The following is a 22808-nucleotide window of genomic DNA, read 5'->3' on the forward strand; positions in this document are numbered from 1 at the left end:
TTGGTCTCGCCTCATGGATATCCAATTCGGCACGATGCTCGCCAATGATGCACTTGTGGGTTGTTTAATCGCATCACGGTCAAGGCAATTTCGATCTTCGTCGATCTATGGTTGTGAGGTCGTAAGCTTGGCTGGTTTTACAAGCGGCCCCATCTTCTGCCTGCGGGTGATGCCGTCTGTCGGGTACAAGGTCGTATACGCGGTCAGGACAACTCCCCGCGGGATAGATCTTCGTCGGACAGAAATTCTATTCAATCACACGTCGAGGCCGATAAACTGCTCTGTGGTTGTCTCCGGTCCGATGTTGCGTCCGGCTATGCGGTCGTGAATCCGTATTTCATCCTATCGGGGGCAACCCCCGTCAAAGACATCGCAATCGCCCCGGGGCGCGTTACCCCGCGAAACTCTGTATAATCGCAAGGGCAGCAGGATGGATGCCGAACAGGCGGGTTGCCCTGTGCCAAAAGTCATCATTGGCGGTGGGCAGGGCCGCCGATTCTTGTATTGGCAAGTCCGGACAGATACCATCATTATTTGCTCATAAGGGCTGAAGCTTGACTCCCAGCTTCTGTCCATCCCAGTCCAAGCGACTTCTGTATGGCAACATAGCTGGCGGTGAGGGCCGCAACCGCACTGTGCAGGTTTGCCTCTGCAAGCCGCTGCTGGCGGTCAGCCTCAAGAGTGTCGCCTCTCGAAATGACCTGCCGCGCATAGCGCTGCCGCATCAGCGTTGCCGCTTCATCTGCGGACCGCTTGATTTCGGCAAATGCGGCGACGTTTCGCCTTTGCTGTGCAAAGCGCGCAAGCGACGTCTCCGCGTCCTCAAGCGCGCCGAGCACTACCTGCCTATATTGTGCCTCGGCTTCATCGCGACCAGAGCGTGCCTGCGCTATCGCCGCTGACGTTCGTCCAAAATCGAGCAAGCCCCATTGCAGCTGAGGGACGGCGATGTTGGAAATATTGCCCAGATCTACCAGGTCTCCGATGGACGTGCCGCCAATCCCGAGAATCCCCATGAAGCTGATTTTCGGAAAACGAGCTGCTTCCGCGACCCCTATCCGGGAGGTTGTGGCGGCGAGATTGCGCTCCGCAGCGCGGATGTCGGGACGACGGCGCATGAGCGCCGAAGGGTCTCCGATCGACACCCGCGCAGGGGGGATCGGGATATCGCGCCGTGGCGTCAATAGCGGATCGAGAGATCCCGGCGCTTCACCGGCGAGAACCGCTAGCGCATTCATATATATTTCGATCTCAGCATCGGCCGCGGCGAGATCGCTGATCGTGGCCTGAACCGCGCGGTTCGCTTGGCCGACAGTGAAGGCCGGGATTGTGCCTTGCCCGAAACGCTGCCGGGCTAGGGCGAGTTGCTGGCGCTGAAGGTCGAGACCTCCCCGAAAAGCAGCGGCGCGCTGCTGCCGGTCACGAAGATTGGTATAGGTCTGCGCGACTTCAGCGCTGAGCTGAACCTTTGCGTCTGCAACATTATACGCCGCTGCGGCCGCCAGCGCGTTTGCCGCTTCGATTTTTCGCACCTGCCCGCCCGCGAGATCTATTTCCCAGTTTGCGTTCAGACCAAGGTTGTAGAAACGCAGAGACGTGTCCGCATCCTGGGCGGATGAAGGTGCCGGAACAGGTGTGGGTAGAGTACTTCCTTGACTGGCCTGGAGATCGATCCCGGGAAGATCAGCAAATATGGCCGCGCCCTGAGCACCAGCCGTCGGCAGGCGGTTTGCTCGCTCCTGGCGTACAGACCCACGGGCTTGGCGAAGTCGGGCCTGCACAACATCAATCGAGGGATTCGCGACAAGAGTGCGCCGCTCGAGCTCATCGAGAACCGGATCTTGCAGCGTCGTCCACCATTCGGCGAGTTCGGGCTCGCTGGTCGACGCATCCGCTGGTTGACGAACGAATGTCGGCCGCGGCGCGGCTTGGCCGAGCTCTGGTGGTCCGGAATAGTCCGGGCCGACCACACATCCACCAAGGAGCAGCGGAAGGATGAGACCACTTAACTTTGCCATTACCACCTCAATGCATCGTCAGCGACATCCCCTTGGGGAGCGGGCGAAGGAAAAACACGAACGGAAGCGTCACAAAAGTCGCTACCGCCATCGTCAAGAATATGTCGTTATAGGTCATGACGAACGCCTGCTGCTGAATTGTGCCAGCGAGCGACTGAAGGCCCGCGTCCATATTTCCCAGAGTATGAGACATCCCCGCGATATACTCCTGCACGCTTGGATTGTTTGCCCACAGGGTTTCCTCCATCCGTTGGCTGTGGAGTGACATACGCTGGTCCTGGAACGACGTCAGGGCCGCCAGAGCGAATGAGCCACCGAGGTTTCGCGCAGCATTGAAGATGCCTGAGGCATCTCCAGCATCCTCCTTGCTGACTGAGGTAATGGCGGCCTGGTTCAGAAACAGCATGACAAAGATCATCCCCACCCCGCGCAGCAGCTGACCGGTAGTAAAGGCTTCGCCTGCGGATTCCACCGTGAGACTGGTGTTCACAAAGCAGCTAGCAGCCATAAGCGCGAGGCCAGCGCCAACGGCCAGCCTGATGTCGACAACCCGCATCAGAAACGGCACGAACGGCATCACAAAGAAGGCAGGAACGCCCATGAGAAAGATGACCTGTCCGGTCTCGAGGGCATTATAGTCGGCGATAAGCGACAGGAACTGCGGGATGACGAAGGTCGATCCGTACATCACCATGCCCAGCGCTAGCGCCATGATAACGACGCTGCCGAACTGTCTGCTCATGACGATTCGCAGCTTAAGGACGGGCTTTGCTGCCCAGATCTGTCCGATCGCCAACATCACAAACCCTGCTACGGTTATAAACGTCAGCCGGATGATAAGCGTCGATTCGAACCAGTCTTCACGGTGCCCCTCCTCGAGCACGATCGTCAGTCCTCCAAGGCCAAGGATCAGGCCTATAATACCCAACCAGTCGGCCTCGCGAAGATAGACCCAATTCGTACGTTCGTGCGGCAGTCCGAGCAACAGGAGCAAGAGGAGTATCCCGCAGACCGGAACATTGACGAAGAAGGCATAGTGCCAGCTCAAATTTTCCGTCAGCCAGCCACCGAGCAAGGGGCCAAGAACGGGTCCCAAGATTACGGTCATTCCGAAAAGGGCCATCCCGATGGGCTGCTGGGATGGCGGGAGTCGCTTTGCGACAATCGTCATGGCGGTGGGTATCAGCAGCCCTCCCATAAGGCCCTGCCCGGTTCGTCCGATGATCATCGTCATAAGGTCGGTGGCGATGCCGCATAGGATGGAGAACCCGGTAAAGGCAGTCACGGAAATGAGAAGGAGGGTTCTCAGTCCCAAAAGCCGTTCCAGCCAGGCGCTCAGCGGAATGACGACGATCTCGGCAACGAGAAAGGCGGTGGCGATCCACGTTCCCTCAGTGCCGGTTGCTCCGATTTCGCCTTGGATCGTTGGCAGTGCCGAGTTGACGATCGAGATGTCGAGGGTCGCCAGCAGTGCGCCGAGCGAGCCGGCAGCAACAGCGATCCAAGCGGTCAAGTCCGCACGCGCGGAACGAGCTGCGTCTGGAGATGCTGTGACCGTGACCACTGTCAACGCTTCCGGCTTACGGCCTGACGGAGTCGATCCATCTCTCCTCTGGCTGAACGCGTATCGACCGTTACTCCAACCGACATTCCCGGCACAAGGAGCGTGCGCACTTCGAGAGGAGCATCGATTGCAATGCGTACAGGCACGCGCTGTACGATCTTTGTGAAGTTTCCGGTCGCATTCTGGGGGGGGAGCACCGAGAATTGGGCGCCCGTGCCAGGAGCGACACTGGCAATACGCCCGGTCAGTTCGACGCCAGGGAGCGCATCGATTTCGATGCCAACAGGCTGGCCGACGCGCATAAGCCCCAGTTGAGTTTCCTTGAAGTTCGCCTCAATGAACAATCGATCGACAGGAACCAGTGTCATCATGCGTGTGCCGGGCTGCACGAATTGCCCGACACGGACAGCCAGATCGCCCACACGGCCATTGATTGCAGCCTTGAGCACTGTCGATTCGACGTTGACGCGCGCTACCTTGAGTTGGGCACGCGCGGCCTCTGCTTGCGACTGGGCCTGACGCACCTGCGCGCCCAGTGTACCGACACGCCGTTGCGCGGCGATCAGCGCCGCCTGCGCAGCATTGGTTCGCTCGCGAGCTTGTCGTGCCTGCGTCTGAAGCTGCGCGAAACGCTCCCCTGGCTCAGCGCCTGATGCGGCAAGCGGCTGATATCGCGTAACCTGCTGTGCGGCGAAAGCAGCCTCGGCGCGCGCCGCGTTGAGCTGGGCTTGCGCTTGCGCTATGGTTGCCTGCTGTTCGGAAATCTGAGAGCGCGTCGTATCCCCCGCAGCCGTTGCCGTTTCGATCTGGCTGGCAATCTGTTCGGTCTGCGCCCGATATTCGCGGGGATCGAGTTCAGCCAGAGACTGCCCCTGCCGAACCGTCTGATTCTCGATAACGAACACCCGTTCAACATATCCGGCGATCTTGGGCGCTGTGATGACGGAATCTGCCGCAACATAGGCGTTGTCGGTCACCTGCATGTATCGGCCCCGGTTCTGATGATCCAAGTACCAGACAAAGCCACCGATGAGCAGCAGGATCGCGCCAATGAGCATCGCGAGGCGAACGCGCGGCGATTTAAGCGGCGACACCGCAGATTCGCCGAGGCTCTCAGAATCCGACGAAACAGTGGCCGACTTGTCCGCCATATAAATTACAATCCCAATGTTGCGCGGTGTGGTTCTGTCTTGCAGCATTAAGGAGTGATCGGCAATTGCATATTATATGGAACCTCAGCATTACGCAGAGATAACCCGCTCCTTGCCCGCCGCCGCTGGACCGGTCCTACACCTAAGCCGCATATCAGGCTGTAGCTCCCCCAAACTTCAAGCAAGAATCAAAAGATACCGAGGAGCGGTTTGCTAGGCTGGTGCACAACACAGAAACTGATGGCGCGTGATGCCGAGCACTCCGACGCGAAAAATTACTTTGCCGATCGGGCGGTCGTTAAGAAGTGAGCCTCGAATTGGTGTCCCGTTTCAATCCCCACAATTGTGGCCTATGGTGATATCAGCCAGGGTCACACGAAAGGTGACCCGGCACTTTGATCGGTTGCGCCGCCGTCACCTTGCATGGAAGCAATAATATAGGTTGTTTCTGGCCCGAGTAGCTTTTCGTTATTCTCGCCCCGGCCCATTACCCTGCAATGCCATAGTTCAAGAGATAATGCGCAGCCTCACACAGAGGCGTCGAATTCAATAGCGTCAGCTTTCGTCGCTAATTTTTGCTCCCCGGACAGCGCCGCGCGAGCGCTGTTCCACGAAGAAAGCCGCGGCGTGCGAAGCCGGCGTCAATCGCTGCCGCCAGGCGTCTTTCGGCCGGAGCTGCGCCCGAAATCTCCCGAACTAAGCCCCGAAACGGTATGATTGTGTTAACAATAGTTTTCCCTCCAGCCTCGGCCAGCCGACCAGCCCTGTTCTCTTTTTTGTTGTTGCCGACCGCAAAATCAGGTCCGAGGACGCTATCGAGCTCCGTAGTTGCGGCCTTGATCTGCGCACAGGATTTCAAGCCGACGAGACCATATGGATTTTCTTGCGCTCTTTCCAGAATAGCTGGAATTTCGGTTTTGGCCGCGCCAATATCTTTCGCCGGCTGCGTGACGATTTCCCGACCGCGGTCAACTGTCTCATCTTTTCTGGCGGGTTGCTCGGGGGTTTGTGCAAGAGCCGCCATGGCAAAAACAAGTATCATCATCCGCCCAATATCCTGACGACAAGGTTGAAAGCATAAACACGACCGCTGTGGCGTTCGCTGTTACCGCGCTTGAAATAACAGCGGCTGCCCGCCAGGGCATGACGATCATATTGAGTGGCGCCCGTGAAGAACGGGCGCCACTATGATCATTGACCGCCGGTCAATGCTGAAGGAAGAAGTGCCTTCCCATTGGTGAGTTCCTGCTCAAGTGTGGGAACGGCGGTTCCCGCGACTTGCTTCAAGGCTGGGTCGGTGCCGTCTTGCGCATAGCCTTTGTTGATGGCCCATGCCGCCTGTAGTACTTGGGCGGACTGGGATAGATAAAGATTATCGAAGCTGCCGCGCGGCGTCTTCTGGAGCAGCTTCACGAGTGCGGCTCTGTCGGAGGAAAGCGATGACGATGGCGCTTTTATTGTCCGCTGATCGTTGCGCAGCGCGGCCATGAGTGCTTTCTGCGCGATTTGCGCTTCGGTCTGAACACGTTTGGCAAAAGCCTTCACATCGTCACGCTGAGCCTTGGTCACGGCGAACTGCGCTGCTTTTATTTGATAGAGGTTCGCATCCGATGCAGCCATCACAAAGGCTGGCTCATTCTGTCCAGCTATCGGTGTTGTGCCGGTATCCATGCTCGACATTGAACCTGTGTTTGTTGGTGAAACAGCTTGGGCGAGAGCCCCTGAACCTGAAAGCGCTAGCGCGCCTGCGGCCATAATGACTTTCAGCATAATACCTTCTCCGTAGAATAGATTTCTAGCGGTCAAGTGGCCGCATCACGTTAAGCGTGACGACGTCGTAACGATGCTGTTGGATAATCGTTCCACCATCGCCCGCATTGCATAAATTAAATTGTCAAATGAGTGTCACTTAAATCGAAAGCGGACTGCATTTCATAATCCGATAGAAATATTAATCATTACGAGATTTGACTTATCACATGGTCGATATGCTATCGCTTATTAATACGTAGAATCCGGGATTATACTATCTTGCTTACTCTGGCTCCGATCGGGTCAGCCCTTCAGATAAAAACAAAAACTCGTAGATACCTACGAAGATATCTGGCGCATGGCGATTTTGTACATGCTTTCGCGCCCTAAGATTGTAGAGATCGGCGGCAAGTTCATGATCAATTTATCCCCTGCTTGCGTTCCATTCGATCCTTCGATGTATCAAGCGCGCGCTCCGTGGAATGCTTCCGCGCTGTTTGCGCGGACCAATCCGTCAATTCTGTGGTTGAGCGAGCTACTGCACGATCGAAAGCGGCGACTATCCCACTCGTGGTATTTGCGGACGCTGGCTCCTGCACCAAGAAGCGCTTGGCCTCAACGGGACGACGATCAGTAAGGTCAAACAGGGTTGCATCGCCTTCGATAATGACAATGGGCGGTGCTTTTTCACCCCCATCGAGGGCATACCGTGCTTCGAATCGCTCGATATCAATCTGCAGCGCATGCGATGCCCCGGTGGCATTTCTGACGCCCGTCAGGCGCACGTCAGGTGCCCGCGCCGCATATTGACGCATCAGCGCCTGGGTGAAAAGATCGGGGACCGGCGCCACCCAACGAACCCCCTTAAGGTAGAGCGCACGTTCCCCCCGCGTGGTGAGCATGCGATCGCCCTCTACCTCCTGCGAGAACCGGGGGCGAAGCAGAGATACAGAGCGAGTCGGGAGCGCACCCTGCATCCCGGTGACGGACGTGGGCTCGACCACGCCAAACCTGAAAAGGTCAGCGCGCTCGCCGCCGCCTAGCAGGTTTCCACAGCTACCCAGCAGCAAGGCGCTCGACAGAAGTGCAAAAGTCCGATTCCTGGTTGATAATGTCACTTAGGCAACTCCAGTTCAGCACCCCGGCTTTTGGCCAGAGCTTCGCGGGGACTTTGTCGGATCCCGCGAATTAGTCCGTCCAGCGATTCAGCTGTTTCTTGCAAGGTCAGCATGGTCGCATTGATATTAGGGATCGTGGTCGTACCGATATCGGCGCTTTGCGTGTCGAGTTTGGCGATCACGCCGCGAGCCTCATGAACTGCCGATTTGAGTTCGTTTGCCGCCTGGGAGATATCGGCGAAGGCGCGCTTGCCATCGCCATCGGCAATCTGCCGAACGGCCGAGGCCGCGCCCTGAATATCGTCAGCCGCCCGATCCAGTTTGGCGAGCGCGGAACCGGCATGGGCGAACATGGTCCGATTGGCCGCCAGTTCCGCCGTAGTCATTCGGACATCGCGAATGGCACCGCCGATGTTGGCGATATTACGATCCGAAAGGACCTTGTTCACACGGCTCAGTGCCTCGGTCGCGCTTGCCACCACCTGTCCTCCGCCTTGCAGCAATGAAGACATAGCGTTGGGCTTGCTGGCGATGACAGGCCGCTTACCGTGATCATTGGTCTTGAGCAGCGGCTTGCTCGGCGTGCCCGCGCTGATTTGCACGATGCTGACCCCTGAGATGCCCTGACTTTCAGAGGATGCGACCGAATCTTCGCGCACCGGTGTCCCGCGCGTCAGTTCGATATCCGTGATCACACGGTTGGGGTCGCGCTGGTCGAGGCGGATTCCGCCGATTTCCCCGACCTTGATGCCGTTGAACTGCACTTCGCCTCCAACGCTTAAACCTCTGACCGGCCCATGAAACACGATCTGGTAAGAATCACTTCCTTTGGCCGAACCGCCGAGCCAGACCACAAAAACAAGCGTGGCGATAAGCAACGCGATGGAGGCGGCGCCTACCAGAGCATAGTTGGCATGGCGTTCCATCAGCTTTCTTTCTCTTTTTTCGCGGCACGGCCGCGCGGTCCCAGAAGATAGCTCCGGATCCACGGGTGATCTGACCGTTCAAGTTCTTTGATCGTTGCAACAGCGGCGATTTTCTTGTCAGCGACAACCGCAACGCGGTCGCAAATCGCGTACAGAGTATCGAGGTCGTGGGTTATTATGAACACGGTGAAGCCAAGAGCATCCCGCAATGTTCTGATAAGATCATCGAATTCGGCTGCAGCAATTGGATCGAGGCCGGCAGTCGGCTCGTCGAGAAAGAGGATATCAGGATCCAGCGCGATTGCGCGGGCTACCCCCGCGCGCTTGCGCATTCCGCCAGATAGCTCGGCAGGCTTCAAGCAGCCTGCATCTTCCGGCAAACCAGCAAGCTTGATCTTCAGCCTTGCAAGATCGTGCACATACTCACGTGTAAGTTTCGTATGTTCCAGAAGTGGCGCCTCGACATTTTCTTGTACGGTGAGAAAGGAGAATAATGCGCCTTGCTGGAACATCACCCCAATCCGACGCTCGACTTCACTGTGCGCTTGCGGATCGCGGATGTCCTGCCCGAATATCTCGACGGATCCGCCATCGGGCTGCTTGAGGCCCAGGATGGTGTTGAGCAGCACCGACTTACCGGAACCCGATCCGCCAACCACACCCAATATCTCACCGCGCTTGACCTCAAGGCCGAGATCCTCATGGATGACCTTGTCGCCAAAAGCCGTGCGCAGGCCTTTGACGCGAATGGGCACGTCTTCGGCATCGGTTTCCACAAGCGCCCTCACAGATCGAGCGCCATGAAGATAACCGCGAAAATCGCATCGAACATAATGACCATGAAGATTGACTGGACGACCGCGGACGTCACATTTTGACCAAGGCTTTGGACGTCGCCGCCGACCATAAGGCCATGCCGACAGCCCGCAGCAGCGATGATCAGAGCCAGAAACGGCGCTTTGCACATGCCTATCCAGAAATGCTTAATGTCCACCGTTTCGAGCGTACGCTGGATGAAGAAGACCGGGCTGATATCAATCGTCACCCAACTGACCAAGAGTCCGCCAGCAAGACCGCCGATATCCGCGCAGAAGGTCATAAGAGGCATCATGAGAAGCGCGGCTAAGATGCGCGGGATTACCAGCGCATCGAAGCGGTCCACGCCCATAACCTGCATCGCATCGGTTTCCTGGTTCATCCGCATCGAACCGATCTGAGCGGCAAAGGAAGATGCGGAACGTCCAGACAGAAGGATGGCAGTGATCACCACGCCGAACTCGCGCAGGATGGCCACGCCCACCAACTGGATCGTGAACACCTCAACGCCAAGCGTTGTCAAAAGGTTGGTGCCAACGAGCGCAATGACCGCGCCGATGAAGAAGGTCATGATAAAAACTATCGGAAGCCCATTAATGCCCGCGTCCTGCATGAACGCGACAAGCGGCGTCATGCGCAGTCGGCGAGGATCGCCAAGGGTACGGCCGAGCGCCACAATAAGCTGCCCAGTGAACACCAGCATCTGGTAGGCGTCATCGGCGATCCCGATTACCTGACGGCCGAAGCGCTCGAAAAATCCCAGAACACCAGTGACGCCAGCCTTACCGGCCGTATCTGATTCAAGGGCAGGTCGAACAAGGTCTATCAGCCTTTGCAAATCCTCTCTTTCGCCAAAGTCTATATCGGCGTCTGGAGCCATGGACCGCAAAAGCAGGAGGGCACCGGCAGTGTCGATCCGCCCCAGAGCAGAAAGATCGAGACGCTGCACGACTAGACTCCTGGCCGCCTGGGCACCCAGGCGCCCTTCCGCATCGCCCAAAGCAAGCGAAGTCCAGTCACCGCTCACATGCAGAGTCGGGCCGCCACCCTCGTCAATATGCCAATCTGCCGCGATCATCGCACTAGCAGCATGGGAATTGAGCAGCGGACGATTTCGGCTCCTGCTGGCATCAACGCCACGCAGCGCATATCTTGAACCTTGGCATGGTCAAGCATTGGGGTCTCACGATGATGATCGAGCAATGGCACGCCATGGGCCAAGAGGTGCCAGCTTCGTCGCAGTCATAACTTTATCCTCTCCCCTTGCCATGCCATCGAAGATTGAGCAAGGACATAACATATGGAACCTCAGGAAGTTCATTTGCGCGCACTCGCGACGGCCTTTGGCTGGACCTGGTACAGAATGCGGCGGCTGATCGACACGCACCTTGCGTCCCAAGGTGCATCGATGGCCCGTCTTAAGCTGCTGGTATATCTCGCCGAGCAACCCAGCCGCTCAACCGATATTGCAAGCTTCTTCGATCAGGCCCCGCGCACGGTAACCCAGGCGATTGACTGGTTGGAGCAGAATGATCTGGTCACGCGCTCGCCCGTTGAAGAGGACCGTCGTGTAAAGCTCGTGGAAATCACGGACGCAGGCAGGGCGATGCTGGAGCAGGCCCTGCCACTCTACGATGGCATTGTGGCGAAGACCTTCGGCAGCTTGACCGCGGAAGAACTGGAAGCATTGGATAGGGCGATCCTTCACCTCGACAAGGTCGTGGATCAACTCGAAACGCAAGCTGGCTTCCGCCAAGGTCGCGTCCCCACGCTCAAGGCACATAATGATGGCTGATCCTCATTTGATGGACGGGCCTGAAGCGGTCGCATTGAAGGAGCGGGAGCGGTTCGCACAAATCCTGCTTCTGTTCGGGCGACACGGCCTCAAGGGAATGGCCTCCCGGCTAGGTCTCAGACTGGGTGGTGAGGAACCATTTGATAGCGCTCGACCAGAAGCAGTCGTTGCGCTGCTGCAAGATATCGGTCCTGCAGCGGTCAAGTTCGGGCAGATTCTTGCAATGCGAAGTGATCTGCTGGAGCCCGATTGGATCGATGCGCTTTCGAAACTTCAGGACCGGGTTCCGCCGCTGCCGTTCGCCACCGTGCGACCACTTATCGAAGAGGCGATCGGCGGAACTGTGGAAAGCTATTTCGCCTCCTTTGAAGACGAAGCGATTGCGGCCGGCTCGATCGCTCAGGTCCATGCAGCAACGCTGCTCGACGGCCGGGACGTTATCGTCAAGGTCCGTCGTCCCGGGATCGAGCGGATTGTCGACGCCGACCTTCGGCTGCTGCGCCGCGTCGCCCGGATCGCAGAGCGCCGCATCCCCGAGATCGCGCGACTAAAGCCGGACGAACTGCTGCGCCACTTCGCTGAAAGTATCGATCGGGAAATGGACCTTGGCGCGGAAGCTCGCGCCAGCGATACGATCGGAGAGTATCTCAAAGCTTTCGGCGTGCGAACGGCTCGCTTTGACTGGGAGTTGTCCGGCAGGCGTGTCAACATACAGGAGCGGTTTCGAGGCGTTCCGGCAAGCAATCTGGAGGCGGCGCGGCAAAGCGACCTTGATCTCATTAGCCTCGCCAGCACCTATGCGCAGGCGATCCTCCACATGATCGTCATCAATGGTCATTTCCACGCCGATCCCCACCCCGGCAACGTCTTTTTCCTGGAGGACGGAACGCTGGGGCTTATCGACTTCGGAGCGGTGGGGACGCTTCTGCCACGACGCCGGGAAGAATTGGTACGGCTTGGCCTGGCGATCGCGGCGGAGGACACAGGCGGGGTCGTCGATATTCTGCTGCTTTGGGCGGGCGACCCTGATGTTGACCGTGTCAGGCTGGAAGAGGCCCTGGCCGAACTGATCAACCGTTTCAGCAATGTTCTGCTCGAGCAAATTGACCTTACCGACATTTTCCAAATCGTCTTTGCGATACTGCGCGACTTTCATCTCGCGCTCCCGCCCGATCTGGCACTGGTGCTCCGGACGCTGCTCACGGCAGAGGGATTTGTCCGGCGCATCGATCCGACATTCGACATCACTCGAGAACTGGCTCCGCTGGCAAAGGAACTGATGCGCGAGCGAACGAGTCCGGCGCGATTGCGTGGCGAAGCGGGCAAGCTGTTTGCAGCGCTTGGAAGAGCCGCCTTGTCAACGCCGAGCCTGGTGGGACAGATCGAGAGAGTTGCGCGTACCGGATCGATCACCGTCAGTATCGCACCCAGGGATCTTGAACGATTGCGCGGCGATGAGCGCAACAGCAGAGCCACTCCCCAGCTCTACCCCGCAGCATTGGGAATATGTGCTGCAATCCTTTTCGCCTCGGAACCGATCATCGCCGGGCTGCTGGCGGTGCTTTCCATTGCCCTGGCAATTGGCGAACGAGTGAAGCGGCGGTGATCACGTTCCAAATCTCGCGAAAATTAAAAGCTCATTTGTCGCGCTACCGGCTCCAGGATTTCTAGGTCACATGGAAACGCGTTCGAACTGGTTGAAGGTGAGCCTTGTTGTCGGCCTGCTCATAACCGCCGTCATTGGGTTCACCCTGTGGCTCATCCAGTCACGTGAGGCTGACGGGGCCACGTATGAGGTGCAGTTTAAACAATCGGTTGACGGCGTTCAAATCGGATCGGGCGTCAACCTTCTTGGTGTTCCCGTTGGGAAAGTAACCCAGGTCCGGCTCCAACCTTCAAATCCGGATACGGTCGTGGTCCGGTTCGTCCTTACCAAGGACATCTTACTCCATCGCGGCGTGACAGCGTCGGTCGATAAATCATTCTTCGATGGATCGGCAGAGATAAGCCTGGCGGGAAGCAACAAGCGTGAACCAGCACTTACAGTTCAAGCGGGACAGCCATTCCCGCTTGTACCAGTGAAGACCGGCGGCCTCCTCAGCGGCGACCTCAATCCAGGCGAGATGATCGCCAAGATATCGTCAGGTGCCGATAGCATCTCAAAGAAGCTGGACCCTGCCGGTCAGCGATCCATCGAGGAACGTCTTGGCCAACTCGCGCTGCGCTCGCGGAACTGGAAAAGCGATGTCAGTCAAATCGCGGGGGAGGCCCTGCAGGAAGACAGGATCCATTCTCTAGGGAATGTAATGGCTCGGGCGGGAGACGACGCGGAGAGGCTTCGCCTGAGGCTCGAGGCATCGCGGGGCGGTCTTCACGACAGCCTCGGCCGGCCCTTGCATGATGCCGAAGGCAAAGCCCGGTCTCTGGGCCTATCCATTTCGCACGCACGGCCCCGGATCAGGCAATTGGAAGGGGATGCGCAACAAATCGCCGAAACCGCCCGCGCCGTTCGCGAACCAGTTCGACGCATGGGCGATGCGGCCAAGAAGATTGACCGGGAAGGCGTGGGATCTCCCAAACTACCTGACTACCGTCCCACGACTGAGGAAAGGAAATAGATGATCGCGATCGACCGCTCAGGAACAGACCGACCCTCGTCTTCATGCACAGGCGCGCAATCAGCTTCTGTGAAGCACGAACTCAGGACGATAGAACGACCCTCTCAATTCTTCGCGCGTGAGTGGATGCAACGTCCTGAAGTGGCGCAAAGGCAGAGCCAAAAATGGACTAAGGGGTTTATCTTCAATCGGGCCTGCAGGATCGAGACTGGTGGATGACCGGGAAGAACTGCAAAATCGATGGAGCCGCTGGTATCAGCCTGGCTGCTGAAGTGAAGGGCGAATGCAGGGCGATGCCCGTCTTGCTTGCCCACGGGGCGGGTCAGACTCGCCGCGCCTGGAAGCGGGTAGTGCAAGATCTGGTCGAGGCGGGGTTTCGCGCTATCGCTATAGACATGCGTGGGCATGGCGACAGCGACTGGTCGAGCGCAGGTGCGTATGACGTGCGCGACTTTGCGGCCGATCTCGTCGCGGTAGCATCAGGAATGGATCGCAAACCGGCTCTGGTAGGCGCCTCCCTCGGCGGCCTTGCCGGAATGATAGCAGAAGGAGACCTCGCCCCAGGCAGCTTCGCATCGCTCACTCTTGTAGATATAGCCCCGCGTATCGAGCCGGGCGGCGTGATGCGGGTGGTCAGCTTCATGCAAGAACATGTCGAGACTGGCTTTTCGTCTCCGGAAGAAGCTGCACAAGTCATTGCGCGCTACATGCCACATCGTCGCAAGCGCAGAGCGGGCGATGGCCTACGGCACTATCTCCGGCAGAAAGAGGATGGCCGCTATTACTGGCACTGGGATCCAGCATTTATTCGCAATATGGTGGCTGCACATTGCAGCGACACCGCGCATCAGGAGCAGCAAGTCAATATATTATACAAGGCTGCCGCTAATTTGACGCTACCGCTGCATCTGATCAGGGGCGGATCCAGTGATCTTGTCTCGGAAGGCGCTGTCGAACATCTGCGCGAACTGGCACCGCATGCTGAATATACCGACATTATCGATGCCACGCATATGGTCGCAGGCGATGCAAACGACGCCTTTTCTGCCGCAATTCTCGGCTTTTTAGGGCGCCAGTCCAGCTCCTAGAGGGACGAGCATGGGAGAAGAGATTTGCTCCTGATCATCGAGGGTCGGACGACTTGCTGTGCAGAGCGCCATACATTGGTGGGTTTGCCTAAGATGACACTCGGTAACTGGCTGCTGCCTCGCTCACTGGACTGCTATCCATAACGAAGGTGACGAAAGTTGACGACCAGAAATCTGACCGGCATGCTGGCCAAAAAGATGCCGCGGGAAACAGGCACCGCGCGCACAAAGGGCGAAACCCTGTTCCAGCTATTCTTTGCGCTCATCCAATGGCCTTGGCTGTTGAAAAGCCTTTATGGGGGAAACAAAGCTGAAAAAAATGCTGTTCTTGAGCGTATAAACCTTGAACAGGACGCCTTGCCTCATCTTGGCAGCTGGAAAGCAGATACTTACCTTCTTCACAGGATTGTTGATGAGATTGAAGTCCGACAACCGAAAAATGTTGTGGAACTAGGTTCCGGAGTAACTTCGCTGGTTATCGCCAAAGCATTGTCGCTTCACGGTGGCGGGCATTTATACAGCTACGATCAGTATGAACCGTTCGTTGAGCAGATGGGCATTTGGCTCGCTGAGCACCACCTGTCGGCAAGTTTCAGCCATGCTCCGCTGAACTTTCGGGACCAGGCCTGGCCTGGATTATGGTATGCCTTGCACGACCTTCCACAGACAATTGATCTGCTTGTCATAGATGGACCGCCTTGGTCAATTCATCCCTTTACCCGAGGAATGGCGGAACGCCTTTTCGAACGTATCGCACCGGGAGGCCTTATCATGCTCGATGATGCAGCAAGACCGGGAGAAAGATACGTGGCGCGACGCTGGAGGAAAACCTGGAGAGACTTCGAGTTCAAGTTCGAAGGCACGGGCGCCAAAGGCCTGCTAACGGGACGGAGGATCGACAGATCGGATAATCGCCAAAAGTGACGCTGTAATGCATTAGCGACTTCCGTTGCTGATTCCGAGGCAAGCCGAACTCGCGGAACTGCTGGCAGCCGAAGTGGCTGCCGACCGTTTCCCCGACATGGATGCCTTGCGGATACGCTTCGCTCCCGATCCGGCGGCGCTTCCCGACGTGGTGGTGGAACTGGTCCCCCTGGTCACCTATGATGTTCTCCTGGCGGGAGAAGCCGCATGAGCCGGAACGCTCCCGCTATCGACGCCCAGCGCCTGAGCCTCATCCTCAACGACCTGCGTCTGCCCGCAATCAAACTGATCTGGCCCGACTTTACCACGCGGGCCGACAAGGAAGGCTGGCCTGGTGCCCGTTTGCTTGCAGCGCTCGCTGAGCATGAGATCGCAGAACGGGACCGACGCCGGATCGAAAGGCATCTGGGCGAAGCCCGCCTGCCACCTGTCATCGGTCGTGCAATTCTCCGCAAAAGTGGGCTTTGAAAATTCCCTAGTTGGTGGCCCCTTCATCTCATTCTGCCGGGGCTAGCCCCGGCAGAATGAGATGAGCCAACATTGTCCTCATCTCCTTTGCAGACGCGGAGACGGGGCCGATGATCCGACTTGGAGAATTGATGATGATCCTCGAACTACATCGGCAGGGCGTATCGATAGCCGCGTTCACTGACATCCATGACACGGCAGAGCAGTTCAACGGGCCAACGATGCCGCCAGCTATGCGTATTTCGCAAAAGTCGGACAGCTGCTTCGCTAAATCCCGGACAAGCGCTTCAGTAAATCCGGGACAGCTGGTTTAGGCATTGGATGCCTGGTTGCTGTTAGGGTTGAGTGATTTCCGGATTTGGATCCTGGGTCAAGCCTGAAGGCGCTTTTTGTCGTCGCATGCTGTCGCCTTCGAGGGCGATGCGATGAGCGTTATGGATGATGCGATCGAGGATGGCGTCGGCGATGGTCGGCTCGCCGATCATTTCGTGCCATGCCGCCACGGGGAGCTGGGCAGTGATCAAAGTGGATTTCCGGCGGTAACGTTCTTCGAAGATTTCCAGGAGGTCGAGACGCTGCTGATCATTGAGGCTGTGCGTGCCCCAGTCGTCGAGAATGAGCAGCTGGACGCGTGCAAGTTTGTCGACCACGCGTGGGAAGCGACCGTCGAGGCGCGCGAGTGCAAGATCTTCGAACAGGCGCGGCATGCGCAGATATAAGACGGAGTGATCCTGACGCGCCGCTTGTCGCCCGAATGCGCAACCCAGCCACGTCTTTCCTGTGCCGGTTTGGCCAGTGATGATGAGATTTTCGCGGGCATTGAGCCACGCGCCTTGCGCGAGTGAGAGGATATTACGTCGGTCCATGCCTCGGCGTGCGGCGAAGTCGACATTCTCGATACAGGCGTCGACGAAGCGAAGCTTTGCGCTGGCAAGCCGGTTGGTCAGCCGCCGGTCGGCACGAGCGGCGATCTCGCGGTCCAGCATGAGCCCGAGCCATTCGTCGCGGGTCAGGTCGCCTGAAGTGTCCTGCTCGGCAATGTCGCGCCACGCGGCCGCGATGCCCGCTAGCCCCAAGCTATGCATTTGATCAAGGGTAGGATGCGTCAGCACAAGATCGTCCTTTCATTATTGGTAATAGGACCCGCCACGGATGTTGCCGTGCGCCGGTGTTGGTTTGAGCGGCCCCGTTGTCGGCTGGATCTTGTCGAGCCCGGCTTTGAGGATGGCGTTGACTGAAGAGTAGGTGACGGCACCGATCACCAGCGCCCGGTCGCAGGCCGCTTCGAGCCGATCGTGCTCATAGCGCCGAGCAAGGGAGAGGATGCCCATAGCAGAGCGATAACCCTGCTCGGGGTGCGGCTTGTCGACCATCAACCTTTCCACGAACATCGCTGTGTTAGGACCGGTTTTCCTGGCACGTTCGATCAGGCTTGCTGGTGATATGTTCGCATAGCGCTGATGCGACTTGGGCATATGCTCGTTCACCGTGACATGCCCGCGGCGCTGCGATGTCCGCATATGGCTGGCGACCCGCACATGATCGTAGAAGATTTCTACCACCCGGTGCGTCAGCCGAACATCCACCTGCCGGCCGATCAGCCGATGCGGTACCGAGTAGAAGGTCTTATCCGCCTCGATATGATAATCAGGGTGAACGCGGGCCGTTTTCCACTCGGCATATTCGAACACTGACGTGGGCAACGCTGCCAGAGCTGTCCGTTCGATCTCCTCGAAGATCGCCCGGCGGGATTTGCCGACATGGCGCATGGGCCGATCATTGAGATCAACCAGCAGGTCCGCGATCGCAGCATTGAGATCCGCCAGGCTGAAGAAGCGCCGATTGCGCAGACGCGCCAGGATCCAGCGCTCTACTATCAACACAGCGCCCTCGACCTTTCCTTTGTCGCGTGGTCGCCGGCTCCGGGTTGGCAGGATCGTCGTATCGTAATGCTCGGCCATCGCTGCAAAGGTCGCGCTGAGCGTGGGCTCGAACCATAGCGCTTTGACAACGCCTGACTTGAGATTGTCGCACACAATCGCGCGCGGGACCCCGCCGATAAAGCTCAGCGCACGGCACTGAGCGTCGATCCAGTCCGGCAGCTGCTGGCTCAGGCTTGCCATCGCAAAGGTGAACGAGGAAGCGCCAAGAACCGCCACGAAGATCTGCGCCGGGGTGATGACGCAAGTCACAGGATCGATCAGCGGAACGGTTTGACCAGCATAGTCGGTTTGCATCACGGCGCCCGCCTCATGCCGATTGCGGAAGCTGACATGGGTCCGCCGCTGGAAGGACAGGAATCGATCGCAAAACCAGGTATAGCCGTACCCGTTGGGATGAGCGGCCCGATATTCCTGCCATAGCAAGACCAGCGTCACGCCCTTGCGCTTGATCTCCCGCGCAACGAGCGGCCAATCCGGTTCTTCCCGATCCTGCGCAGGGCGGCCCACACGCCGGAATACAAGCCGTTCAACCGCAGCGTCATCGTCATAGCCCGGCGGCAATGGCCAGACTGTTAGCCCCGCCTGCCGCGCGCGCAGCAGGTACGTCGACACTGTCGTCTTGCTCAGCTTCAGCCGCTCTGACACGGCCCGTACCGACAAACCCTGCTCGTAGGTCAGCCAGTCCGGCAGAGTCTCGGTCCAGCTTCCTTCAGCGTATGTGAGGCTGGATGCACCGAGCACTGCCACGAAGATATGGGCATCACGGATTTCGCCAGTCAGCCGGTCGACCACGATCCCGATCTTGTCCCCGGCATAATCGACGAACAGCTTCTCCCCAGGTGCATGGTTCTGCCGCATCGTAACCGGCAACTTCATGGCCCAGCTACGATACAGATCGCAAAATCGGCTATATCGATAGCCGTCGGGATGCTCCGCGATATACTCGTCCCACAGCACCTGCAATGTTACATGCTTGCGCTTCAACTCGCGGTGGAGCTGCGCCCAGTCGGGTTCCGGACAACGGCGATGTCCCGTCTTCTTGCCCGCATCGCGATATAGCGATGCCTCGAGCGCTGCATCGCTAAGTGCATCATCCAGCGGCCAGCTCAGGCCCGCATCCGCTGCCCGCTTCAGGGTCGCGCGCACTGTCGAGGGCACTGCGCCCACCCGCAGCGATATCGCCTTGTAGCCCAGTTCCTGTTCGAACCGGTATCTCAATATCTCGCGGACACGCCGCATGCTCACCCTTTCCGCCGGCATCGCTCAACTCCTCGGACACATCCAAAAGAGCGAACATAACCCCGCCAGCGAACCCGGGCAGACCCACCCCGCAAGGGGGCGACATCATCTCGGAATCAGGGGGCGACTATTTCTCGGAACATGGGGGCGGCATCAATTCGGAATGAGGGGGCGGCTTGCCTCGGAATCAGCAAACAGATGTCGTTATCCCGCCCAAGCGTAATCGAAAGACGCAACGGTACTACGACAGCGAACTCTACAAAGAGCGCAATCGCGTCGAGCGCTTCTTCGCCAAACTCAAGCAGTTCCGACGGGTGGCAACCCGATACGACAAGCTGCTCGCCAACTTCATGGGCTTCGTCAAACTCGCTGCCATCGCTATATGGCTCCGATAGTTAAATCGTCACCACGACCTAAGTCGCGGACAGGCATTTCATTAAATACGGGACAGTGATTCCGCTAAATCCCGGACAGGGTTTGGGACGGGATCAAGGTTAGGCTTTGTGATGCGCCGCTCTGGCATTGTTGCTCCTCATCGTTGCGATGGGAGGGGTGATGCCAAGGCGGAAGCAGACGAGACGAACCGACGTGAAAGACATGCGATCGATCCTCCGGCTGGCAGCCCATACGCGCGCGCTGTCGATGTTCGGTGGTGCGCCCGCGTTGTTCGTGCCCGACAATGCCAAGGTCGCGGTCATCAAGGCATGCCTGTACGATCCTCAGGTCAACCGCAGCTATGCCGAAATGGCTGCGCATTACGACAGCACGGTGCTGCCGACGCGACCACGGCGACCGCGCGACAAGGCAAAGGTCGAAGCTGCAGTTCTGATCGTCGAGCGCTGGCTGTTTGGACTTGTAACGGATTTGCGCCGGTCACCTGAGCGATTAGAGCTCGCAACAGGAGCCCGACGAGATGATCAAGCACACAGAAGAGTTCAAGCAGGAGGCGGTGCGCATCGCGCTGACCAGCGGGTTACCCCGCGACCGGGTCGCATCGGATTTGGGGATAGGTAAGTCGACACTGGGCAAATGGGTGTCACAGTATCGGCCATCTGACCTGGCGGCAGCGCCGCAGGCAGATCTGGCGCGTGAGAATGAACGCCTTCGCCTTGAGAACCGTGTGCTGCGGGAGGAGAGGGAAGTGCTAAAAAACCGTCGCCGGCTGAGCCCGCCTGTGCGCGGTAGAAACGGGTCGTGCTATGGTGCGGTCGGGAGGGTCGCGGCCGATGGCTTATTGGAGGCATGATACCCCGTTAAAAAACGTGGCCCGTGGGTGTTTGCGTACTTGAGAGTGGTGACGCCGTCTTGCGGCGATCCCGGTTAGGAAGATGACGTTTAGCATCGCCCATACCCTCCTGTTTTGAAGGAGGACTTGGAATGGAACGATCAAAATCCGGCGCGTTGTCTATGGTCAATCCGCGCGCCGCTGCCATCGACATCGGGTCGACTATGCATATGGCGGCCATAAATCCCAACGCCGACGATAATCCGGTACGAGCGTTTGGCACATTCACCGGCGATCTCCATGATATGGCCCGCTGGTTCAAGACATATGGCGTCACTACTGTCGCGATGGAATCGACCGGTGTTTACTGGATTCCGGCCTATGAAGTGCTTGAAGGACACGGCTTTGAGGTGATCCTGGTCAATGCGCGATATGCCAAGAATGTACCGGGTCGCAAAACCGACGTCAGTGACGCTGCATGGTTGCAACGCCTGCACAGCTACGGGCTGCTGCGGGGGAGTTTCCGTCCCGAGGCGGGCGTGGCGACCATGCGTGCCTATCTGCGGCAGCGCGAGCGGCTGATCGAATATGCTGCCTCACATATTCAGCACATGCAGAAGGCGCTGATGGAAATGAATGTGCAACTCCATCACGTCGTCTCCGACATTACCGGCGTGACAGGAATGCGGATAATCAGGGCCATTGTGAGCGGGGAACGTACGCCCAGCACGCTGGCACAAATGCGCGACGTCCGCTGCCACGCGACTATTGAGACCATCTGTGCGGCATTATCGGGGAACTGGCGCGACGAACATATCTTCGCGCTTGGCCAGTCTCTGGCCCTGTTCGACTTCTACCAAACCAAAGTTCTCGAATGTGATCGAAAGCTTGAGATCGCACTCAAGGCGCTCGAAATCAACGAGGGACATGATGTTCGCCAACTCCCAAAAGTCCGGACCAAAAGGCGACAGGTGAACACGCCCGACTTCGAGGTCCGGTCAGCGCTCTATCGCGTGCTGGGCGTCGACCTGACACAGATCCACGGAATCGGCCCTTCGCTCGCGCTCAAACTGGTTGGCGAGTGCGGCACCGATCTTGCCGCATGGCCCAGTTCGAAGCATTTTACGTCTTGGTTGTGCCTGGCACCAGGCAACAAGATATCGGGGGGTAAGTTGCTGTCGTCCAAAACCCGACGATCTTCGAGCCGCGCTGCAGCACTCCTGCGTCTGGCCGCAACCACCATCGGTCGAAGTGACACCGCGCTGGGCGCTTTTTACCGAAGGCTGTCGGCGCGCGCTGGAAAAGCAAAAGCGGTCACCGCAACCGCACGCAAAATCGCCGTGCTGTTCTATAACAGCCTGCGCCACGGCATGGCGTATCATGATCCCGGCGCCTCACAATATGAGGAGCGCTATCGCAGTCGGGTGATCGGAAATCTGCAGCGCCGCGCCAAGGCCTTCGGCTTCATCCTGCACGAAATGCCTGGGGAGCCTGATATGGCTGTTTCTTAGGAAGGCCACGCAGTTCTTCGCGAGCCAAAAGCCGTGAAGTTCGCTTTTGTGCATAGCTGGCGGCACCGATGGCCCGTTGAACTGCTCTGCCGTGTCATGCTTGTCAGTGAGCGCGGCTATCGTTCCTGGCGCTCGCGACCGATCAGTCGGCGGGAGCGGACGGATATGAAAGTGCTGGCCCATATCAGGGAACAGTACAGCCTCAGCCTTGGCAGCTATGGTCGTCCGAGGATGACCATGGAACTCAAAGAGGTTGGGCTCGACGTTGGCGAACGCCGGGTCGGGCGGCTGATGAAAATCAACGGGATCAAGCCGGTCCGCACGCGCAAGCACAAGGTCACGACCGACAGCCACCATCGCCTGGGGGTCGCAGCGAACTGGCTGGACGGCGACTTCGCCGCCGATGCGCCCAACCGTAAGTGGGCGGGCGACATCACCTATATCTGGACCTCAGAAGGCTGGCTCTACCTTGCCGTCATTCTCGACCTGCATAGCCGTCGCGTCGTGGGCTGGGCAGTCAGCGACAGAATGAAGAAGGACTTGGCGATCAGAGCGCTGGATATGGCGGTGCGCCTGCGCCAGCCTCCGGAAGGCTGCTTTTTTCATTCGGATCGTGGCAGCCAATATTGTTCTTACGACTATCAGAAAAAGC

At 58.2% G+C, this 22808-nt stretch carries 18 protein-coding genes and 5 pseudogenes; 12 read left to right on the forward strand and 11 right to left on the reverse strand.

Annotated features, from left to right (window positions below; genetic code table 11):
* Window positions 1-530: 530 nt before the first annotated feature.
* From QMG56_RS18740 to QMG56_RS18780, 9 genes are all read right to left on the reverse strand, one after another.
* The gene (locus QMG56_RS18740) at window positions 531-2018 is read right to left on the reverse strand and encodes an efflux transporter outer membrane subunit (RefSeq protein ID WP_088189891.1); all 1488 of its coding nucleotides are present in this window, start codon (window positions 2016-2018) and stop codon (window positions 531-533) included.
* A gap of 7 nt (window positions 2019-2025) precedes the next feature.
* The gene (locus QMG56_RS18745) at window positions 2026-3531 is read right to left on the reverse strand and encodes an MDR family MFS transporter (protein WP_174827323.1); all 1506 of its coding nucleotides are present in this window, start codon (window positions 3529-3531) and stop codon (window positions 2026-2028) included.
* A gap of 53 nt (window positions 3532-3584) precedes the next feature.
* Complete coding sequence (locus QMG56_RS18750; RefSeq protein ID WP_119750438.1) at window positions 3585-4733, reverse strand: HlyD family secretion protein; 1149 nt, start codon at window positions 4731-4733, stop codon at window positions 3585-3587.
* 568 nt (window positions 4734-5301) lie between these two features.
* On the reverse strand, window positions 5302-5775 hold the full coding sequence (locus tag QMG56_RS18755; RefSeq protein WP_370569476.1) for a hypothetical protein: 474 nt from the start codon (window positions 5773-5775) through the stop codon (window positions 5302-5304).
* 149 nt (window positions 5776-5924) lie between these two features.
* Window positions 5925-6503: a DUF4142 domain-containing protein gene (locus QMG56_RS18760; protein ID WP_235955309.1), complete on the reverse strand. Its 579-nt coding sequence runs from the start codon at window positions 6501-6503 to the stop codon at window positions 5925-5927.
* 401 nt (window positions 6504-6904) lie between these two features.
* Window positions 6905-7603, reverse strand: a complete 699-nt coding sequence (locus QMG56_RS18765; protein WP_147418829.1) for an ABC-type transport auxiliary lipoprotein family protein — start codon at window positions 7601-7603, stop codon at window positions 6905-6907.
* Window positions 7600-8592, reverse strand: coding sequence for an MlaD family protein (locus QMG56_RS18770; RefSeq protein WP_281824030.1), 993 nt, complete (start codon window positions 8590-8592; stop codon window positions 7600-7602). Before QMG56_RS18770 ends, QMG56_RS18765 begins: the two co-directional genes overlap by 4 nt.
* A complete protein-coding gene (locus QMG56_RS18775; protein WP_024020667.1) occupies window positions 8529-9317 on the reverse strand; it encodes an ABC transporter ATP-binding protein in 789 nt (262 codons plus the stop codon). Before QMG56_RS18775 ends, QMG56_RS18770 begins: the two co-directional genes overlap by 64 nt.
* Window positions 9314-10345, reverse strand: a complete 1032-nt coding sequence (locus tag QMG56_RS18780; RefSeq protein WP_281824034.1) for an ABC transporter permease — start codon at window positions 10343-10345, stop codon at window positions 9314-9316. The genes QMG56_RS18775 and QMG56_RS18780 overlap by 4 nt, the downstream gene beginning before the upstream one ends.
* A gap of 300 nt (window positions 10346-10645) precedes the next feature.
* Between QMG56_RS18780 and QMG56_RS18785 the strand changes: the two genes are divergently transcribed.
* The 7 genes and pseudogenes from QMG56_RS18785 to QMG56_RS18815 form a co-directional block, all read left to right on the forward strand.
* Complete coding sequence (locus tag QMG56_RS18785) at window positions 10646-11140, forward strand: MarR family winged helix-turn-helix transcriptional regulator (protein WP_086486019.1); 495 nt, start codon at window positions 10646-10648, stop codon at window positions 11138-11140.
* 10 nt (window positions 11141-11150) lie between these two features.
* Complete coding sequence (locus tag QMG56_RS18790; RefSeq protein WP_037530766.1) at window positions 11151-12746, forward strand: AarF/ABC1/UbiB kinase family protein; 1596 nt, start codon at window positions 11151-11153, stop codon at window positions 12744-12746.
* A gap of 70 nt (window positions 12747-12816) precedes the next feature.
* Window positions 12817-13758 carry an MlaD family protein gene (locus tag QMG56_RS18795; protein WP_119750436.1) on the forward strand — a complete coding sequence of 314 codons (942 nt, stop codon included), beginning with the start codon at window positions 12817-12819 and terminating at the stop codon, window positions 13756-13758.
* Between the two features lie 215 nt (window positions 13759-13973).
* Window positions 13974-14846 (forward strand): alpha/beta fold hydrolase, encoded by an 873-nt coding sequence (locus tag QMG56_RS18800; protein ID WP_086486321.1) that lies wholly within the window; start codon window positions 13974-13976, stop codon window positions 14844-14846.
* 159 nt (window positions 14847-15005) lie between these two features.
* The gene (locus QMG56_RS18805; RefSeq protein ID WP_130754661.1) at window positions 15006-15770 is read left to right on the forward strand and encodes a class I SAM-dependent methyltransferase; all 765 of its coding nucleotides are present in this window, start codon (window positions 15006-15008) and stop codon (window positions 15768-15770) included.
* A 25-nt stretch (window positions 15771-15795) separates the two neighbouring features.
* On the forward strand, window positions 15796-15981 hold the full coding sequence (locus QMG56_RS18810; protein ID WP_086486319.1) for a hypothetical protein: 186 nt from the start codon (window positions 15796-15798) through the stop codon (window positions 15979-15981).
* A pseudogene (locus tag QMG56_RS18815) lies at window positions 15978-16199 on the forward strand (hypothetical protein); the annotation flags it as partial. The gene QMG56_RS18810 and the pseudogene QMG56_RS18815, both read left to right, overlap by 4 nt.
* Window positions 16200-16573: 374 nt before the next feature.
* Here QMG56_RS18815 and istB read toward each other — a convergent pair.
* Both istB and istA read right to left on the reverse strand, forming a co-directional pair.
* Complete coding sequence (gene istB / locus QMG56_RS18820; RefSeq protein ID WP_370569475.1) at window positions 16574-17323, reverse strand: IS21-like element helper ATPase IstB; 750 nt, start codon at window positions 17321-17323, stop codon at window positions 16574-16576.
* Window positions 17324-17365: 42 nt separating this feature from the next.
* A complete protein-coding gene (gene istA, locus QMG56_RS18825; protein WP_254908188.1) occupies window positions 17366-19420 on the reverse strand; it encodes an IS21 family transposase in 2055 nt (684 codons plus the stop codon).
* A gap of 188 nt (window positions 19421-19608) precedes the next feature.
* Between istA and QMG56_RS18830 the strand changes: the two are divergent.
* The 5 genes and pseudogenes from QMG56_RS18830 to QMG56_RS18850 form a co-directional block, all read left to right on the forward strand.
* Window positions 19609-19815, forward strand: a pseudogene (locus QMG56_RS18830) (transposase); the annotation flags it as partial.
* A 229-nt stretch (window positions 19816-20044) separates the two neighbouring features.
* Window positions 20045-20272, forward strand: a pseudogene (locus tag QMG56_RS18835) (IS21 family transposase); the annotation flags it as partial.
* Window positions 20273-20333: 61 nt separating this feature from the next.
* Window positions 20334-20570 (forward strand): annotated as a pseudogene (locus tag QMG56_RS18840) (transposase); the annotation flags it as partial.
* A 227-nt stretch (window positions 20571-20797) separates the two neighbouring features.
* A complete protein-coding gene (locus QMG56_RS18845) occupies window positions 20798-22156 on the forward strand; it encodes an IS110 family transposase (RefSeq protein ID WP_048578827.1) in 1359 nt (452 codons plus the stop codon).
* Window positions 22157-22808, forward strand: a pseudogene (locus tag QMG56_RS18850) (IS3 family transposase); the annotation flags it as partial.

Origin of the sequence: Sphingobium sp. BS19 (assembly GCF_027925545.1) — a bacterium.
Lineage (GTDB): Bacteria > Pseudomonadota > Alphaproteobacteria > Sphingomonadales > Sphingomonadaceae > Sphingobium.

What these genes read in the sequence shown, in the direction of transcription:
- QMG56_RS18785 (WP_086486019.1), top strand. Translation starts at nt 10,646, where the DNA reads ATGGAACCTCAGGAAGTTCATTTGCGCGCACTCGCGACGGCCTTTGGC.
- QMG56_RS18800 (WP_086486321.1), top strand. Translation starts at nt 13,974, where the DNA reads ATGACCGGGAAGAACTGCAAAATCGATGGAGCCGCTGGTATCAGCCTG.
- QMG56_RS18750 (WP_119750438.1), bottom strand. Translation starts at nt 4,733, where the DNA reads ATGGCGGACAAGTCGGCCACTGTTTCGTCGGATTCTGAGAGCCTCGGC.
- QMG56_RS18740 (WP_088189891.1), bottom strand. Translation starts at nt 2,018, where the DNA reads ATGGCAAAGTTAAGTGGTCTCATCCTTCCGCTGCTCCTTGGTGGATGT.
- QMG56_RS18795 (WP_119750436.1), top strand. Translation starts at nt 12,817, where the DNA reads ATGGAAACGCGTTCGAACTGGTTGAAGGTGAGCCTTGTTGTCGGCCTG.
- istB (WP_370569475.1), bottom strand. Translation starts at nt 17,323, where the DNA reads ATGCATAGCTTGGGGCTAGCGGGCATCGCGGCCGCGTGGCGCGACATT.
- QMG56_RS18755 (WP_370569476.1), bottom strand. Translation starts at nt 5,775, where the DNA reads ATGATACTTGTTTTTGCCATGGCGGCTCTTGCACAAACCCCCGAGCAA.
- istA (WP_254908188.1), bottom strand. Translation starts at nt 19,420, where the DNA reads ATGCGGCGTGTCCGCGAGATATTGAGATACCGGTTCGAACAGGAACTG.
- QMG56_RS18845 (WP_048578827.1), top strand. Translation starts at nt 20,798, where the DNA reads ATGGAACGATCAAAATCCGGCGCGTTGTCTATGGTCAATCCGCGCGCC.
- QMG56_RS18790 (WP_037530766.1), top strand. Translation starts at nt 11,151, where the DNA reads ATGGACGGGCCTGAAGCGGTCGCATTGAAGGAGCGGGAGCGGTTCGCA.
- QMG56_RS18760 (WP_235955309.1), bottom strand. Translation starts at nt 6,503, where the DNA reads ATGCTGAAAGTCATTATGGCCGCAGGCGCGCTAGCGCTTTCAGGTTCA.